The 17,362-nt window shown below is 30.2% G+C and carries 20 protein-coding genes; all 20 read left to right on the plus strand.

Annotated features, from left to right (window positions below):
• Positions 1-68: 68 nt before the first annotated feature.
• The 20 genes from ACP7BT_RS01455 to comGD all read left to right on the plus strand — a co-directional run bounded on the left by ACP7BT_RS01455 (position 69) and on the right by comGD (position 17,168).
• The gene (locus ACP7BT_RS01455) at positions 69-746 is read left to right on the plus strand and encodes a tRNA (adenine(22)-N(1))-methyltransferase (protein ID WP_002483172.1); all 678 of its coding nucleotides are present in this window, start codon (positions 69-71) and stop codon (positions 744-746) included.
• Positions 747-1,850, plus strand: coding sequence for a Nif3-like dinuclear metal center hexameric protein (locus tag ACP7BT_RS01460; protein WP_041080605.1), 1,104 nt, complete (start codon positions 747-749; stop codon positions 1,848-1,850).
• A gap of 341 nt (positions 1,851-2,191) precedes the next feature.
• Positions 2,192-3,532, plus strand: a complete 1,341-nt coding sequence (locus tag ACP7BT_RS01465; RefSeq protein ID WP_011303010.1) for a DEAD/DEAH box helicase — start codon at positions 2,192-2,194, stop codon at positions 3,530-3,532.
• A 9-nt stretch (positions 3,533-3,541) separates the two neighbouring features.
• Entirely contained in the window at positions 3,542-4,432 is an 891-nt protein-coding gene (locus ACP7BT_RS01470) for a deoxyribonuclease IV (RefSeq protein ID WP_041080606.1), read from the plus strand.
• A 157-nt stretch (positions 4,433-4,589) separates the two neighbouring features.
• Positions 4,590-5,363, plus strand: a complete 774-nt coding sequence (locus ACP7BT_RS01475; RefSeq protein WP_041080608.1) for a metal ABC transporter ATP-binding protein — start codon at positions 4,590-4,592, stop codon at positions 5,361-5,363.
• Complete coding sequence (locus ACP7BT_RS01480) at positions 5,360-6,220, plus strand: metal ABC transporter permease (protein ID WP_041080610.1); 861 nt, start codon at positions 5,360-5,362, stop codon at positions 6,218-6,220. Before ACP7BT_RS01475 ends, ACP7BT_RS01480 begins: the two co-directional genes overlap by 4 nt.
• A complete protein-coding gene (locus ACP7BT_RS01485; protein WP_002483178.1) occupies positions 6,210-6,623 on the plus strand; it encodes a Fur family transcriptional regulator in 414 nt (137 codons plus the stop codon). Before ACP7BT_RS01480 ends, ACP7BT_RS01485 begins: the two co-directional genes overlap by 11 nt.
• Before the next feature lie 278 nt (positions 6,624-6,901).
• Entirely contained in the window at positions 6,902-7,501 is a 600-nt protein-coding gene (locus ACP7BT_RS01490; RefSeq protein WP_011303014.1) for a superoxide dismutase, read from the plus strand.
• Between the two features lie 122 nt (positions 7,502-7,623).
• Positions 7,624-9,675, plus strand: a complete 2,052-nt coding sequence (locus tag ACP7BT_RS01495) for a peptidoglycan D,D-transpeptidase FtsI family protein (RefSeq protein ID WP_041080611.1) — start codon at positions 7,624-7,626, stop codon at positions 9,673-9,675.
• Between the two features lie 127 nt (positions 9,676-9,802).
• Complete coding sequence (rpmG, locus tag ACP7BT_RS01500) at positions 9,803-9,952, plus strand: 50S ribosomal protein L33 (RefSeq protein ID WP_002483181.1); 150 nt, start codon at positions 9,803-9,805, stop codon at positions 9,950-9,952.
• A 208-nt stretch (positions 9,953-10,160) separates the two neighbouring features.
• Complete coding sequence (locus ACP7BT_RS01505; RefSeq protein ID WP_041080616.1) at positions 10,161-10,706, plus strand: 5-formyltetrahydrofolate cyclo-ligase; 546 nt, start codon at positions 10,161-10,163, stop codon at positions 10,704-10,706.
• An 11-nt stretch (positions 10,707-10,717) separates the two neighbouring features.
• Positions 10,718-12,175, plus strand: coding sequence for a rhomboid family intramembrane serine protease (locus ACP7BT_RS01510; RefSeq protein ID WP_041080618.1), 1,458 nt, complete (start codon positions 10,718-10,720; stop codon positions 12,173-12,175).
• Complete coding sequence (locus ACP7BT_RS01515; RefSeq protein ID WP_041080619.1) at positions 12,159-12,356, plus strand: YqgQ family protein; 198 nt, start codon at positions 12,159-12,161, stop codon at positions 12,354-12,356. The genes ACP7BT_RS01510 and ACP7BT_RS01515 overlap by 17 nt, the downstream gene beginning before the upstream one ends.
• A gap of 3 nt (positions 12,357-12,359) precedes the next feature.
• Positions 12,360-13,346, plus strand: coding sequence for a glucokinase (locus ACP7BT_RS01520; protein WP_041080621.1), 987 nt, complete (start codon positions 12,360-12,362; stop codon positions 13,344-13,346).
• Positions 13,346-13,672, plus strand: a complete 327-nt coding sequence (locus tag ACP7BT_RS01525) for an MTH1187 family thiamine-binding protein (RefSeq protein ID WP_002483185.1) — start codon at positions 13,346-13,348, stop codon at positions 13,670-13,672. Before ACP7BT_RS01520 ends, ACP7BT_RS01525 begins: the two co-directional genes overlap by 1 nt.
• Positions 13,672-14,295, plus strand: coding sequence for an MBL fold metallo-hydrolase (locus ACP7BT_RS01530; RefSeq protein ID WP_041080623.1), 624 nt, complete (start codon positions 13,672-13,674; stop codon positions 14,293-14,295). The genes ACP7BT_RS01525 and ACP7BT_RS01530 overlap by 1 nt, the downstream gene beginning before the upstream one ends.
• 87 nt (positions 14,296-14,382) lie before the next feature.
• Positions 14,383-15,357, plus strand: a complete 975-nt coding sequence (comGA, locus tag ACP7BT_RS01535) for a competence type IV pilus ATPase ComGA (RefSeq protein WP_011303021.1) — start codon at positions 14,383-14,385, stop codon at positions 15,355-15,357.
• Positions 15,329-16,393, plus strand: a complete 1,065-nt coding sequence (comGB, locus tag ACP7BT_RS01540; RefSeq protein WP_041080625.1) for a competence type IV pilus assembly protein ComGB — start codon at positions 15,329-15,331, stop codon at positions 16,391-16,393. Before comGA ends, comGB begins: the two co-directional genes overlap by 29 nt.
• A gap of 27 nt (positions 16,394-16,420) precedes the next feature.
• A complete protein-coding gene (gene comGC, locus ACP7BT_RS01545) occupies positions 16,421-16,732 on the plus strand; it encodes a competence type IV pilus major pilin ComGC (RefSeq protein WP_037538386.1) in 312 nt (103 codons plus the stop codon).
• A complete protein-coding gene (gene comGD, locus ACP7BT_RS01550) occupies positions 16,713-17,168 on the plus strand; it encodes a competence type IV pilus minor pilin ComGD (protein ID WP_232334845.1) in 456 nt (151 codons plus the stop codon). Before comGC ends, comGD begins: the two co-directional genes overlap by 20 nt.
• Positions 17,169-17,362: the final 194 nt, after the last annotated feature.

A 17,362-nucleotide genomic window follows, 5' to 3' on the forward strand; every position in this document is an offset into this window, starting at 1 on the left:
ACGAAATCTAATTACATTTTTAGATTTCAATCCCGCTCCTTTTTTACATATATCAGAGGAGTAACAATATGATTCCATTAAATCAGAGATTAAAAAAAGTAAGTACTTTTATTCAAGGTAATTGTTTAGCTGACATTGGATCAGATCACGCATACCTACCAATTTATGCCATTGAAAATCATTTAATTGATTTTGCAATTGCTGGGGAAGTGATTAAAGGACCATTTGATGCGTCTATTCGCAATGTACGAGATTATAAACTGAGTCATGAAATTGATGTTAGGCTCGGAGATGGCTTAACTGTTATAAGACCCGAAGACCATGTCACTTCTGTATCAATTTGTGGCATGGGTGGTCCATTAATCGCTAAAATATTAAATGAAGGCACTGAAAAATTAGAAAACAAACCTAGACTGATATTACAAAGTAATATTCAATCTAGCGCAATACGTGAGCAACTATTAAAGTTAAACTACACTATAATCGCAGAAGAAATTTTGGAAGAAAAAGGTCACATCTATGAAATACTTGTTGCTGATTATAATAATCATTGTGAACCTATGACTGAACAAGAAATAAAATTTGGCCCAAAATTACTCCAAAATAAAACCCCATTATTTTATAAAAAATGGAAACGCGAACATGACGCATTGTTAAAAATAAAAAGTAATTTGAATCCAAATGTACATACAGAACGTTTAAGAGAAATTGATAAGGATATTAATTTAATTAATGAGGTGATTTAAATGAACATAGAAAATTTACTGAATATCATTAATAAGCATGTTCCATTTGCTTCTGCTGAATCTTGGGATAATGTAGGATTGTTAATTGGCAATAAAAACGCAACGATTTCAGGCATTATGACTGCACTTGATTGTACGGAAGAAGTAGTAGATGACGCATTAAAAAATCACTGTAATACCATTATTTGCCACCATCCACTTATTTTCAAAGGAATCAAACAAATAACACAAGATGATGGTTATGGTGCAATTTTAAGAAAATTAATTAAACATGATATAAATGTCATTGCACTACATACAAATTTAGATGTTTACCCTAAAGGCGTTAATGCAATGCTTGCCAATAAACTTAAGTTAAATCATCAACGTATTTTAAATCCTGAGTTACGCTCCTATTATAAAGTTCAAGTCTTTATTCCTAAAGAAAATTTAATAGACTTTAAAAATAAATTAAGTGAAGCAGGATTAGCAGAAGAAGGGGATTATCAATATTGTTTCTTTGAAACCCCAGGAAATGGACAATTCAAACCGATTGAGGGTGCCAATCCGCACATTGGTGAATTAGACCAAATTTCATCTGTTGAAGAATATAAATTAGAATTTATGATTGATTATAATCAGAAACAACTAGCTCAACAACTTATAATGCAACACCATCCATATGAAACACCTGTATTTGATTTTATAGAATTACAAAAAGAAGCTGATTATGGCTTGGGAATGCTTGGTGAATTGGAAGAAACGATGAATACAATGGCATTTGTAAACCATGTGAAAACGAATTTGAAAATGCCTAGTGTTAGATTTACAGGTAATTTAGATGCAGACATTAAAACAGTAGCAATTATTGGTGGTTCAGGTATTGGATTTGAATTTGACGCTATAAATAAAGGTGCAGATATATTTGTAACAGGAGACATAAAACACCATGATGCTTTAGATGCAAAAATCGCAGGTATGAATCTATTAGATATTAATCATTACAGCGAATATGTAATGAAAGAAGGTTTATGTGAGTTATTAGTAGATTGGTTAAATAATGAAACAGAAGATTTTAAAATTATAGCGTCAAAACTTAATACAGATCCCTTCAACTATCTATAATTAAAATTTTAAAAATTTATAGGTTATCTTAAACCAAAATATGCCTGAATCAATAGAAACAACAAATAGTAAAATACTATATGAATTATTAGGGATACTTTTTTATGGTAGATACACTAAATAAGTTAATAAGTGGTTGAGATATAAATAAGTATCTCAACCATTTTAAATGCTGTAGAGTAAAAAGTAAGATTGTTCTGCGAAATTATTTTGATAAGGTGCGTATTTCTCTACAAAGACTACTTAAAGGTTCAAAGTCAGATTCCAAATCAATAATTTAGTTCAAAATTATAGTGTTTTGCTTTATAATAGACAAGATGAAGATTTAAGGAGGCCAAGACATGGCAAATCACCCATTTGAAAAATTTAATTTAGAAGCAGGTCTTATAGATGCTGTGAAAGATTTGAATTTTAATCAACCAACTGAAATACAGACACGTGTCATACCAAAGATAATTAAACAAGTGAATTTAATTGGTCAATCACAAACAGGCACAGGAAAATCACATGCGTTTTTATTACCATTATTAAATTCAATCGATACAGACTATAAAGAACCACAAGCAATAGTTGTTGCACCAACACGTGAACTAGCACAACAACTATTTGATGTAGCAAGTCATTTAACAAGATTCAAAGAAGACGTATCTGTAAAACTCTTCATTGGCGGCACAGATATCGAAAAAGATCGTAGCCGAGTTAAGAACCAACCGCAACTTATCATAGGCACACCAACTCGAATTAACGATTTAGCTAAACATGGGGATTTACATGTACACTTAGCTTCTTATTTGGTGATTGATGAAGCAGATTTAATGATTGATTTAGGACTAATAGATGAAGTGGATTACGTAGCAACAAGACTAGATGAAAATGCACATATTGCAGTATTTAGTGCAACTATTCCTAAGTCATTGCACCCATTTTTAAATAAATATCTAGAAAATCCAGAATTTGTAGAAATTGAAAACACAGAAAAAAATAAGAAAAATATCGAATTTTATTTAATACCTACAAAAGGTGAAGCAAAAATAGAAAAAACACTAAAACTGATCGATATATTAAATCCATATTTATGTATTATATTCTGTAACAGTAGAGATAGTGCAGATGAATTAGCAAAACAATTAAATGCTGCTGGTTTAAAATTAGGGATGATTCACGGTGGTCTTACACCTAGAGAACGTAAACAACAAATGAAAAGAATTAGAAATTTAGAATTCCAATTTGTGATTGCAAGTGATTTAGCTTCACGTGGTATAGATATTGACGGTGTAAGCCATGTAATTAACTTCGATGTGCCTAATGATATTGATTTCTTTACACATAGAGTTGGACGTACAGGACGTGGTCAATACAAAGGTGTAGCAATTACATTGTACAGTCCTGATGAAGAGCATAATATTGCATTAATTGAGCAAAGAGGTTATAAATTCGAAAATGTAGATATCAAAGACGATGAATTAAAACCAATAAAAGCGCATAATATGCGACAAACGCGTAAAAATAAAGACGATCACTTAACAAATCAATTGAAATATAAAGTTAAAACGAATAAGAAAAAAGTAAAGCCAGGCTATAAGAAAAAATTCAAAAGAGATTTAGATGATTTAAAACGTAAGGAACGTAAACAATTTAGTAAACAGAAAAGTCGTCAAGATAGAAAAAATAGAAAAGGATAGGTGAATTTTATGTTAGTAGGATCACATGTATCTATGAATGGTAAAAAAATGTTAGAAGGTTCAGCTGAAGAAGCACATAAATTTGGCGAATCTACTTTTATGATTTACACGGGTGCACCTCAAAATACTAGAAGAAAACCTATCGAAGAATTAAATATTGAAAAAGGTCATGAGATAATGAAAGCACATGGTCTTTCCAATATTGTTGTTCACGCACCTTATATTATAAATATCGCAAATACTGTTAAACCCCATGTCTTTGAATTGGGGGTAGAGTTTCTTCAAAGTGAAATCGAAAGAACACAAGCACTTGGTGCACAAGATATTGTTTTACACCCAGGCTCTCATGTAGGAGAAGGTACAGATGCTGGTATTAAAAAAATTATAGAAGGTTTAAACGAAGTTTTAACGAACGATAATAATGTAAGAATTGCATTAGAAACGATGGCTGGAAAAGGTTCTGAAGTAGGTAGAAACTTTGAAGAGCTAGCAAGAATTATAGATGGTGTAAACCATAATGATCGTTTATCGGTTTGTTTCGACACATGTCATACACATGATGCTGGCTATAATGTTAAAGAAGATTTTGATGGTGTACTAAATGAATTTGATAAAATTATCGGTGTAGATAGAATTAAAGTAGTACACGTCAATGATAGTAAAAATGATATTGGTGCACATAAAGATAGACACGAAAATATCGGTTTTGGATATATTGGCTTTGATGCATTAAATTATGTCGTACATCATGATACATTTAAAGATATACCTAAGATATTAGAAACACCTTATGTAGGTGAAGATAAAAAAAATAAAAAACCACCATATAAATTAGAAATTGAAATGTTAAAACAGCAAAAATTTGATGAAGATTTAAAAAATAAAATATTACAACAATAATGTTTGTTTAAAATTAAATTAATATATTGAATTGAGTAAGCGTAAGTATCCTAGATATAAAATAGGGTACTTGTGCTTACTCTTTTTTTGTTAATTCGGAAACATTACTATTTACATATTGGATTGGACGTTGTATAGTATGGAATGAGGTGAAAACATGACTACACCAGTATTCGAATTAAAAAATATTGATTATTATTTTGATAACAAACAAGTACTTGAAAATATAAATATAAAAATTAATCGAGGAGAGTTTGTTGCAATTGTAGGACCCAATGGTGCTGGAAAATCAACACTATTGAAAATTATCCTAGGGTTATTACCCATCCAAAAAGGTCAAATATATGTGGATGGAAAAGATTATAATGGCAAACAATCATTGTTAAAAATAAGTTACGTCTCACAAAAAGCACAAGCCTTTAAAGCGGGGTTCCCTGCAAGTGTTAAAGAAGTTGTGATAAGTGGTCTAACTAAACGTAAAAGACTGTTTCAATGGTTCAATAAAAAAGATGAGAGAAAAGTAGAAATTGTATTAAAAAGACTGAATATAAAACATTTAATAGATAAAAACATTGCTGAATTATCCGGAGGTCAACAACAACGCGTGTTAATAGCTAGAGCACTTATAAGTGAGCCTTCGGTATTAATTTTAGATGAACCGACAAGTGGTATTGATGCAAAACATGTTAGTGAATTTTATGAAACGTTGGAAAGACTCAAAAATGAAGGCGTAACAATTATACTAGTAACGCATGATATTGGTGTGGTTGCCGATACAGCTACAGAGGTTGCATGTCTCAATAAACATATACATTTCCATGGAACAACAGAAGCATTTAAATCTCTAGACGAAGTAGAAATTTCAAAAATTTATGGTCATCCAATACAATTTGTTGATCATCAACATAGTAGGGAGTGTTGTTCATCATGATAGAAGCCCTACTGAATTTTGATTTTATGAGATATTCACTTATCAGTGGTATATTAATTGGTTTCATTGCACCACTTATTGGTGCTTTTATCGTTGTTAGAAGATTGTCACTCATTGCCGATGCACTCAGTCATGTTACACTGGGAGGTATTTCCTTTGGCATGTTCATTATAACGGTGATACCTGCATTTGTATTTATTAACCCAATGTGGTTTGGTATTTTATTTGCTATTATAGGCGCTTTACTTATAGAGAATTTAAGAACATCTTATAGTAATTATCAGGAAATTGCGATTCCTATCATCATGAGCGCAGGTATTGCATTAAGTGCTATCTTTATATCACTCGCTGATGGATTTAACCAAGAAATAGTTGGGCTATTATTTGGTTCAATCAGTGCTGTTACATTAAGTGATTTATCAACTATTATCGTGATTGTAGTTATCGTACTCATATTTATTTTCTCATTTTATAAAGAACTATTTATATTATCGTTCGATGAGGAATATAGTAAAGTAATTGGAATTCCAAAATGGATACAATTTTTATTTATAATTATCGTTGCAATGGTAATTTCTGCTTCTATGCGTGTTGTAGGCATATTATTGGTAAGTGCTTTAATTACGTTACCAGTAGCAGTTTCAATGCGAATAACTAAAGGATTTAAACAATTAATTATATTGAGCGTGATTATTGGAGAGTTTTCTGTTATCGCTGGACTTGTTCTAGCATTTTATATGAATATATCTCCTGGCGGTGTAATAGTAGTACTACTTGTACTTATTTTAGCAATAACGATGATGTATCAAAGATTAAAAGTAAAATCGATTAAAGGAGTTGCTAAAGATGAAGACTGAAGAAGCTATTGGCATTATTAAAAATCATGGACACAAATATACAAATAAAAGACGTGAAATGATTGATATTTTTGTAGAAGAAGATAAATACATCAATGCAAAAATAATACAACAAAAAATGGACAAAAATTACCCTGGCATTTCATTCGATACAATTTATAGAAACTTACATTTATTTAAAGATTTAGGTATTGTAGAAGGTACTGAACTAGATGGAGAAATGAAATTCAGAATTGCATGTACTGATCATCATCACCATCACTTTATTTGTGAATCCTGTGGCGATACAAAAGTAATAGATTTTTGTCCAATTGATCAAATTAAAGCATTTTTACCAAAAGTAGATATTCACACACATAAATTAGAAGTTTATGGCATATGCGAATCGTGCCAAAAAGCATAATATATGAGTAATTGATTTATTGTAAAACGTGAAAAATTCATTCTTTCTACAAGCTTATCTCTTTTTAAACATAGGTCATTAGTATGAATTAAAGTGAATTTTTAAAATTGTTTGCTAAACATGTTTAAATAAGCTGTTTTTGAGATATACTAATAAAGTAACTAAAGATAACAAATACTATATTATGACATTACAATTAATGTTTAAGCATATTAATTGTTGTCATCATTAATAATTGTTATGCTTTATTTAAAGATTAATTAGGAGGATGATTATTTATGGCTTTTGAATTACCAAATTTACCTTATGGTTTTGATGCATTGGAACCACACATTGATAAACAAACAATGGAAATTCACCATGACAAACACCATAACACTTATGTAACTAAATTAAATGCAGCAGTAGAAGGAACTGATTTAGAATCTAAATCAATCGAAGAAATTGTTGCAAACTTAGACAGTGTTCCAGAAAATATTCAAACAGCTGTTCGAAATAATGGTGGTGGACACTTAAACCACTCACTATTCTGGGAATTATTAACTCCAAACTCAGAAGAAAAAGGTACTGTTGTTGATAAAATTAAAGAACAATGGGGCTCTTTAGATGCATTTAAAGAAGAATTTGCTGACAAAGCAGCAGCTCGTTTCGGTTCAGGTTGGGCATGGCTAGTTGTGAATAACGGTAACTTAGAAATCGTTACAACACCTAACCAAGATAACCCATTAACTGAAGGTAAAACACCAATCTTAGGATTAGATGTTTGGGAACACGCATATTACCTTAAATACCAAAATAAACGTCCAGACTATATTAGTGCTTTCTGGAATGTTGTTAATTGGGAAAAAGTTGACGAATTATATAACGCTGCAAAATAATTGCGCGTACGATTATGACGGCCTTTTCAAAGGTCGTCATTTTTTTTAACTAAAATAATAGAAATATTGACTGATTTCATATATCATTTGTAGTGAGAACTATTGAATAGAGGTATGCTGTTTTGCTAAAAAGATTAAAAGAAAAATCAAATGATGAAAAAATTAGAAATACGATGAATAAAAGAATTAGCTTTATATTTGGAATCATTGTATTCATTTTTGCGATAATTGTTTTAAGATTAGGATATTTACAAATTGCACAAGGTTCTCATTATAAGCAACTTATTAAAAATAGTGAAAACCTGACAGTTAACGAAGCTGTTCCTAGAGGTCGTATTCTAGATAGGAATGGCAAAGTCCTTGTCGACAATGCTTCTAAAAAAGCGATTACATATGCAAGAGGAAGAAAAACTTCACAATCAGAAGTATTGAAAACTGCTGAAAAATTATCAAAACTTATTAAAATGGATACAGATAAAATTACTGATCGTGATAAACAAGATTATTGGATACAACTTCATCCAAATAAAGCTAAAAGTTTAATGAAAAACGAGCAAGTATTGTTAGATGACGGTAATATTACCCAAGATGAATATGATGATGCTTTATATAAAAAAGTAGGTAAAAATCAAATTAACTCACTAAATGATAAAGATTTACAAATCCTTGCTATTTATAGAGAAATGATGTCTGGTTCTGCACTTGATCCACAAACAATTAAAAATGAAGATGTAAGTGATGAAGAGTATGCAGCCGTTTCGCAAAAATTATCTGATATGCCGGGTGTAAATACGACTATGGATTGGGATAGAAAATATCCATATGGTGATACGTTAAGAGGCATTTTCGGTGACGTTTCTACGACTGAAGAAGGTATTCCAAAAGAATTGACTGAGCAGTATTTAGCCAAAGGGTATTCTCGAAACGATCGTGTAGGTAAATCATATTTAGAATATCAATATGATGATATTTTAAAAGGTAAGAAAAAAGAAATGAAATATACCACTGATAAATCAGGTGAAGTTATAGACTCTAAAGTAATTAATCCAGGTTCACGTGGCGATGATCTTGTATTAAGTATTGATGTAGATTTACAGAAGAAAACTGAAGAATATTTAGAAAAGCAAATCTCAAAATTGCGTAGTGAAGGCGCTAAAGATATGGACAATGCATTAATTGTTGTGCAAAACCCAAATAATGGTGATATCTTAGCAATGGCAGGTAAGCAAATAGATAAAAATGGTGATTTAACAGATTATGATATTGGAACATTTACTTCTCAATATGCAGTTGGTTCCTCAGTAAAAGGCGGCACGCTACTTGCTGGCTATCAAAATAATGCAATTAAAGTTGGAGAAGAAATGATTGATGAGCCGCTTAAATTCGCTGGTGGTTTAACAAAACATTCTTATTTCAACCAAGATGGTAAAGTAAGAATTGACGATAAAGAAGCACTCATGCATTCATCAAACGTTTATATGTTCAAAACAGCATTAAAATTAGCCGGATCACCTTATACTCCGAATATGTCATTACCAACCGATATTACGAGTGCTGGACAAAAATTGCGTAAAGGTTTAAATCAGGTTGGTTTAGGAGTGAAAACAGGTATTGATTTACCAAATGAAACAAACGGACAAATTGAGCCATTAACAGACAATCCTGGTAATTACCTTGATTTAGCCATAGGACAATATGATACCTACACTCCTATGCAATTATCTCAATACGTTTCAACAATCGGTAATAATGGTTATAGAGTTCAACCACATGTTGGTTTAGAAATTAGAAAAGCGACTAACAAAGAAACGCTTGGGCCAGTTAAAGAAAAAGTGAAAGGTCAAGTGTTGAATAAAGTTAATAATACACAAAATGAAGTGAATGAAGTACAAGAAGGATTCAAAATGGCATTTAACGAAAAAGATGGAACTGGTTATCAAAGTTTCAAAGATACAGAAGTGCCATCAGCTGGTAAAACTGGAACTGCGGAAGTATTTCAAGATGGCGAACCAAGAGTTAATTCAACTTACATTGGTTATGCGCCAATCAAAAATCCACAGCTTGCATTTTCTATTGTATATACAAACCAACCAGTACCTGAGCCATGGTTAAATGGTGGCGATTTAGGACGAGATGTTATTAATTACTATTTCAAAGAAAAGTCAAAAGATTAATATTTTAGCATCAATTTTATTTAAAATACTGGTATAGTCGCCTTTATTGAAAAATAATACTTTTCAATTTTATAACTAAATGGTATGATTAATTAGTCGTATTTTGAAAAGGTAAGGAGGAATTAGCATGCGCGTAAACGTAACTCTAGCTTGTACAGAATGTGGAGAAAGAAACTACATCACTACAAAAAATAAACGTACTAATCCTGAACGTATAGAAATGAAAAAACACTGTGCACGTGATAATAAGCACACTATGCACCGTGAAACAAAATAATTAATATTATTTAAACCAGATTCTATTAGAATCTGGTTATTTTTATGTGGTTTATTAAAATGAGTGAATAAATCAATTTATAATTAACATTTTAAATTTTCATAACTTAAATCTTATAAAAAAATTGTGATTCAAATTGCAGTTTAATGACATTATGATTTATTAACGTTATAATAATAAAAGTATGAATTACGGGAAGGTGTACAAAATGGATAAAAAATTATTGAGAAAAAAACATATTGAATTAATGAAATCTTTTATGTTAAACAAACAGGAAAAACAACGAGCAGATCAGTTTTTAGCTAATCAATTTTTTAATACCGATGAATACCGCACTGCTTCTCGTATAGGTATTGTATTATCCATGCCGCACGAAGTTAATACATATACTTTGATTCAACAGATGCTAGACGATGGTAAACAAGTATTTGTACCTGAAACAAATTACCAATTGCGTGAAATGTCTTTTAAACATATTGACGATTTAAAGCATATTGGTAAAGATGCTAAAGGGATGAATCATGTAAATACAAAGACTGAAATATCCAATGAATTAGATTTATTAGTTGTTCCTGGGGTAGCTTTTAATGATAGTGGCTATAGAATTGGTTATGGTGGCGGTTACTTTGATAAATTTATCAGTACATATAATCAACCAACGATGAGTTTAATTTATGATTTTCAATTAAGTGACTTTAAAGTTGAAACACATGATCAACCTGTAGAAAAACTAATCATAGCGACAACAAGATAATGGAGGGGAAAATGATTACAGAAAAGCATTATTGGAAGTGTATTTACACTTGGATTAAATATCTAAATTATCATGTTGTACATAAAAATCAAGAAACTAACGAAGTTTGGTTAGCGAATCAACGTAAGCGTAGTATCGTTATTTTCAAATATGGAGCAAATTCAACCCAAGAAGTGAGATTTGATAAAAGCAGAATCCAAGAAAATCAGCAAGATATCAGTACTTTTCTAGGTTTTGAACCTAATAATTATGAATTGTTTATTTTTACTGATAAGCATTTTACAGATGAAAATTTAAATGAAAATCATCCAGTAAAATTTAAGGTCAAGATAATTAGAGAAGTAGATCATATGGAACGCTTGCTCCCTAATGTGTTTATCAGACAATTATATAAAAGAAATACAAAGCAAACAAAAGGGTATTATAAACAGCGTGCTTTAAATACGAATCCAATTGAAAAACACATGTTGAAGTTTTCACCAGTGACCTATGCTTTAATCATATTAAATGTTGTGATTTGGTTATTTATGGTATTGTTTTTAAATCGTTTCTCAGATTTAAAGCTCTTAGATGTTGGTGGATTAGTGCATTTTAATGTTGTTCATGGTGAATGGTATCGTTTAATAATATCTATATTTTTACATTATAATTTTGAACATATATTAATGAATATGTTGAGTTTATTCATATTTGGTAAAATAGTTGAATCAATTGTAGGTCATTGGCGTATGTTCGTTATCTATTTGGTAGCTGGTTTATTTGGTAACTTTGCTTCTTTATCTTTTAATACTGATACCGTTTCGGTAGGTGCTAGCGGTGCGATTTTTGGCCTTATTGGTGCAATTTTCACATTTATGTATATAGGCAAACAATTTAATCGTAAGCTTATCGGTCAATTATTAATTGTACTTGTCATTATGATTGGTTTATCTTTATTTATGCAAAATATAAATATCGTGGCCCATATTGGTGGATTTATTGGCGGATTATTGATTACATTAATGGGATATTATTTCAAAATGAATAAAACACGTTTTTGGATTATTTTAATTACTATTCTTGTTTTATTTTTAGCTGCTCAGGTTAGAATTTTCACCATTAAGGAAGATAATATCTATAACAGCATTATTACTAAAGAAATGAAACAAGGTAATTATGATGAAGCGAAAAATATGGTTCAACGTACAATCAATAAAAGCTATGCAGATGATGAAACATATTATTTAAGTGGATTGATTAAAACAACACAAAATTCTAAAGCTGAGGGCATCGCATCTTGGGAACGTGGCTTACGATATTTCCCTAATTCAGGTATCTTAAATTACCAACTCGCAATTGCAAATAGATCATTGGATAATAATGATAAAGCTAAAAAGTATATCAAAAATGCATTAAAAGCTGATCCAAATAATAGAGACTATATTAATTTAAATAAAGAATTGAGCGATAATAGTGATTCAGAAAATTAATTCATTTTACGATGTTCAGCAACTTTTAAAAAAATTCGGCTTTATTATATACTTTAAAGATAAAGTGGATATGTATGAAATGATGGAACAAGAGATAAAATCTTTATATGATTATAATCTTATATCAAAAGATGAATATTTAAAATGCAGATTAATCATTAGTCAGAGAAGGAGTAAGTAATATATGAATAAAATCATACTAGCAGCAGATATAGGTGGTACAACTTGTAAATTAGGTTGTTTTGATGAAAATTTAAATCGTATTTCAAAATGGTCAATTAACACGGATACATCAGATACAACGGGTTATCAATTGTTGAAAAATATTTATGATACTTTTGTCGCATATATTGATCAATCTGATTATACTTTTTCTGATGTTATCGGTGTTGGTATAGGAGTTCCTGGTCCTGTTAATTTTGAAACGGGTGAAGTTAACGGTGCAGTCAATTTATATTGGACGGAACCAGTAAATGTTAGGAATATTTTCAAACAATTTGTTGATTGTCCAGTTTATGTTGATAATGACGCTAACGTAGCTGCACTAGGAGAGAAACATAAAGGTGCAGGTAATGGTGCTGATGATGTAGTTGCAATTACACTTGGCACAGGACTTGGCGGAGGTATTATTTCGAATGGCGAAATCGTACATGGACACAATGGTTCAGGAGCTGAAATTGGTCATTTCCGAGTAGACCATGACCAACGTTTTAAATGTAATTGTGGTAAATCGGGTTGTATTGAAACAGTTGCATCTGCTACAGGCGTAGTTAATCTTGTTAACTTTTATTATCCAAAATTAACTTTTAAGTCATCTATACTCCAATTAATAAAAGAAAATAATGTAACTGCAAAAGCTGTTTTTGATGCGGCGAAAGCAGGAGATCAATTCTGCATATTTATCACAGAACGCGTTGCTAATTATATTGCTTATTTATGTAGTATTTTAAGTGTAACGAGTAACCCTAAATACATTGTTTTAGGTGGTGGTATGTCAACTGCGGGACTTATTTTGATTGAAAACATTAAAACGGAATATCATAATTTAGCTTTCACTCCAGCACAGAAAGATACTGAAATCGTACAAGCGCAACTTGGCAATGATGCAGGCATTACAGGTGCTGCAGGTTTAATATATACTTATGTAATTGAAAAGGAAGGTGCAAAATAATGGCAATTGTAGATGTAGTCGTTATACCAGTTGGTACAGAAGGGCCAAGTGTAAGTAAATATATTGCTGAAATACAAACGAAATTAAAAGAGTATAAAAATCAAGGGAAAATAGATTATCAACTGACACCTATGAATACTTTAATTGAAGGTGACTTGAAAGATTTATTCGAAGTTGTGCAAGCAATTCATGAGTTACCTTTTGACAAAGGATTAGATCGTGTTTGTACAAATATTAGAATTGATGATAGAAGAGATAAATCACGTAAAATGAATGATAAACTAAAATCTGTGGAAAACCATTTGAATAATGGAGGGCAAGCATAATGAAAATATCAAGTTTAACTTTAGGATTGGTCGATACAAATGCTTATTTTATAGAAAATGAGACAAATGTACTTTTAGTTGATCCTGCAAGTGATAGCGACTTGATTATTAAAAAATTAAATCAAATTAATAAGCCATTATCTGCAATTTTATTAACGCATGCACATTTTGACCATATAGGTGCATTAGATGCTATTGTAGAAAAGTATCAAGTACCCGTGTACATGCATAAAGCAGAATTTGATTTTTTAACAGATACTCAAAAAAACGGTTCAGAAAAATTCAAACAATATGGCCTTCCACAAGTTATTAGTTCAGTCACACCACAATCATTAACTGAAGGCCAGACAAATATTGTTAACTTTGATTTCAATGTCCTGCATACGCCAGGTCATTCACCAGGTAGTTTAACTTTTGTATTTAAAGATTTTGCAGTTGTAGGAGACACCTTGTTTAAACAAGGTATCGGTAGAACGGATTTATATAAAGGAGATTATGAAACTTTAGTAGATTCGATACTTGATAAATTATTTACGCTTGAAGAGGACCTACCATTATTCCCTGGACATGGACCATATACAACTGTTGAAGATGAACAACTTAACCCATATTTGCATGGGTGAATAGCTTTCAATTTAACGCAAACTTTATAAGTAGATTAGAAGTAATTTATCCATCTCTTACGTGTATATAAGTAGGAGGTGGATTTTTTGAAACTTTTATTTAATAATATACTTAAAAAAGCGATTAGTACAAAGGCCACTGATGTGCACTTTATTCCTTCAAATGACAAAATATATATTAAATTCAGAGTTCAAGATACGCTTGCACCAATTGAATCCATACAGCAACATATTTATTTGAAATTATTAACCTATATGAAATATCAAGCTGGTTTAGATGTGTCTAAACATAATGTTGCTCAAAGTGGTAGATATACTTACAAATTCAAGCAAATTTACTTTTTAAGAATATCCACGCTACCTTTATCTCTGGGAATAGAAAGTTGTGTTATCAGAATTGTTCCACAGTATTTTCAAAAAGGAAGTGATACAAGTAATTTAGGTACATTATATAAATTAATGAATAAAAAACAGGGGCTTATATTATTAAGTGGACCCACTGGTTCCGGAAAAAGCACTTTAATGTATCAAATGGTCATGCATGCAAAAGAGCAGTTAGATTTAAATATCATAACAGTTGAAGATCCAGTGGAGCAGCTAGTATCTGGAATTACACAAGTATCGATTAATGAAAAAGCAGGTATCAATTATGCAAATACTTTTAAAGCGATTTTAAGATGTGATCCTGACATTATTTTGATTGGTGAAATTAGAGATGCCATAATAGCTAAACAAGTAATGCATGCGAGTCTAAGTGGTCATTTAGTATTAACAACAATTCACGCTAATAACTGTAAAGGCGCATTATTAAGGCTTAAAGAAATGGGACTAACGATGCAAGAAATGAAACAAGCTTTATTAACCGTTTTAAACCAAAGACTAATTACGACTTATAATAATCAAAGAAAACTTGTATATGAACAACTTACTAAAGCACAAATAAATCATTTAATAGACAATGACTATACATTACCTAGTTCATTTTCTAATTTGTCTACTCAATTAACTCAATTAGCCAAAGCAGGTGTTATTTGTGAGGAAACTATGGAGCGCTATATTTAAATTTAAAAATATTTTCAATTTATCAGAAAAAAACAAAATAACGTTATTGATAAAATTAAAAGATTTGTTAGACCGCGGTTATACGCTAAGTGAAGCATTTCTTTTTTTAATTCAATATACAAACATTAAAAATCGCCAATTAAAGTTGCAAATTGAAGCAGAATTAAATAATGGTGCTGGCTGCGCAAAAATATTAAGGTTACTAAATTATCCTAAATCCATCTTAACGTTAATCAATTTTGCAGAAATATTTGGAGATTTAACTATTACTTTGCCACACGCTTATGAATATTTAGTAAAAAACTATAAATCGAAGCAACGCTTTTTAAAAACAATACAATACCCCGCGTTGTTACTTATCGTTTTTTTGATAATGTTAATTATTTTAAACCATACAATCATCCCCGAGTTTCAAAATTTATATAGTAGTATGGATGTAAGTATTTCCCCATTACAACTCTATCTATCTTTATTCATCACAAACCTCCCATCGTATCTCCTATATAGTTCAATAATTTTTATACTAATCATTTTAGGTATTTTCATCATATATAGAAAGTCATCTATAGAAATAAAGCATAAAATCCTCTTATCAATACCCATTATTTCGAAATTTTTCAAGTATTATAAAACATTTTGCTTAGCTTCTGAATTATCTTTATTCTATAAAAATGGTATAACTTTACAAAAGATTGTTGAAATATACGCTAAACAGCAAGATGAATATTTAATATTTTTAGCAAATGAAATTTCAAAAGGGATACAACAAGGATTAAATTTAAGTGAAGTATTAAAGCATTTACAGTGTTTTGAAAAAAATTTGATTATTTTTGTTGAAGAAGGTGAGAAAAAAGGAAGGCTAGAGATAGAAATGAAACTATATAGTGAAATGATACTGTCTCAAATAGAACAGTTGATTCATTTAATCATAAAGTTCATACAACCTATTGTTTTCTCTTTAATTGCTATATTAATAGTGTCATTATATCTAGTTATTATGTTGCCTATGTTTGATTTAATGCAAACGATTAAATAATTACGAATAGAGGAAGTTAAATCAATTATGAAAAAACTAAAAATTAATAGAAAAGCTTTTACATTAATAGAAATGTTACTTGTATTATTGATAATTAGCTTATTATTAATATTAATTATACCCAATATAGCTAAACAATCGTCTCACTTGCAAAATACTGGATGTGAGGCACAACTTAAAATGATTGATAGCCAAATTGAAGCGTATGCTTTAAAGTTTAATAAAAAGCCATCGTCTATAGAAGACTTAGTTACAGAAGGATACATTAAAGAAAATCAAAAGTCATGTAAATCTGGTGCAGCCATCACTATTAACAATGGTGAAGCTGTTGCAAATTAAAAGCGCATTTACTTATATAGAAATGCTTTTTGTGGTCTGTATTATTAGTTTACTCTTATATTTCCAACTATCTAATATCAGTGCTTTCGATACTAATAATAACAAAATAGAACAGCGTAAAATTAATAATTTAATTATGCAATTCAACTATATTAAATCTAAAGCGATTAAAGATAACCAATCAATTACACTGGTCTTTAATGATTACTCTAATAAAATTATTATTAATGAACAATTCCCCTCTAATAAAAGGGCCAAAGCAATAATACTCCCTTTAAATAGCTTTATACATCCAAGAACAAATTTGAAATTTATAACATTTAACAAAAAAGGAGAAACAAACAAATTTGGAAGTGTCTACCTAAAAACGAATAAAAATCTTTATAAAATCATATTTCATATTGAAAAAGGACGTATTAGATATGAGAAAATTTAATGTTAATGCCTCGTTATTGATGGATAGTCTTTTATCTTTTTCAATTATCACACTGATTTGTATCTTATTTATACCTATGATATTGCAATTAAAGTTGGATATTCAACACAAAAGCCATGAAATAGATCTAACTAGAATATTACTTAATTCACTTTACCACTATAAAAGACAGGAATTGAAAAGTGGAATTATGA

It is taken from the genome of Staphylococcus sp. Y174-1 (assembly GCF_049897865.1).
Classification (GTDB): domain Bacteria; phylum Bacillota; class Bacilli; order Staphylococcales; family Staphylococcaceae; genus Staphylococcus; species Staphylococcus saprophyticus.

Bases quoted from the DNA above. Each gene is read 5' to 3' on its own strand.
- ACP7BT_RS01460 (WP_041080605.1), top strand. From the start codon at position 747: ATGAACATAGAAAATTTACTGAATATCATTAATAAGCATGTTCCATTT.
- ACP7BT_RS01530 (WP_041080623.1), top strand. From the start codon at position 13,672: ATGAAAATATCAAGTTTAACTTTAGGATTGGTCGATACAAATGCTTAT.
- ACP7BT_RS01485 (WP_002483178.1), top strand. From the start codon at position 6,210: ATGAAGACTGAAGAAGCTATTGGCATTATTAAAAATCATGGACACAAA.
- ACP7BT_RS01480 (WP_041080610.1), top strand. From the start codon at position 5,360: ATGATAGAAGCCCTACTGAATTTTGATTTTATGAGATATTCACTTATC.
- ACP7BT_RS01455 (WP_002483172.1), top strand. From the start codon at position 69: ATGATTCCATTAAATCAGAGATTAAAAAAAGTAAGTACTTTTATTCAA.
- ACP7BT_RS01525 (WP_002483185.1), top strand. From the start codon at position 13,346: ATGGCAATTGTAGATGTAGTCGTTATACCAGTTGGTACAGAAGGGCCA.
- ACP7BT_RS01505 (WP_041080616.1), top strand. From the start codon at position 10,161: ATGGATAAAAAATTATTGAGAAAAAAACATATTGAATTAATGAAATCT.
- ACP7BT_RS01490 (WP_011303014.1), top strand. From the start codon at position 6,902: ATGGCTTTTGAATTACCAAATTTACCTTATGGTTTTGATGCATTGGAA.
- comGC (WP_037538386.1), top strand. From the start codon at position 16,421: ATGAAAAAACTAAAAATTAATAGAAAAGCTTTTACATTAATAGAAATG.
- rpmG (WP_002483181.1), top strand. From the start codon at position 9,803: ATGCGCGTAAACGTAACTCTAGCTTGTACAGAATGTGGAGAAAGAAAC.
- ACP7BT_RS01510 (WP_041080618.1), top strand. From the start codon at position 10,718: ATGATTACAGAAAAGCATTATTGGAAGTGTATTTACACTTGGATTAAA.
- ACP7BT_RS01465 (WP_011303010.1), top strand. From the start codon at position 2,192: ATGGCAAATCACCCATTTGAAAAATTTAATTTAGAAGCAGGTCTTATA.
- ACP7BT_RS01475 (WP_041080608.1), top strand. From the start codon at position 4,590: ATGACTACACCAGTATTCGAATTAAAAAATATTGATTATTATTTTGAT.
- ACP7BT_RS01520 (WP_041080621.1), top strand. From the start codon at position 12,360: ATGAATAAAATCATACTAGCAGCAGATATAGGTGGTACAACTTGTAAA.
- ACP7BT_RS01470 (WP_041080606.1), top strand. From the start codon at position 3,542: ATGTTAGTAGGATCACATGTATCTATGAATGGTAAAAAAATGTTAGAA.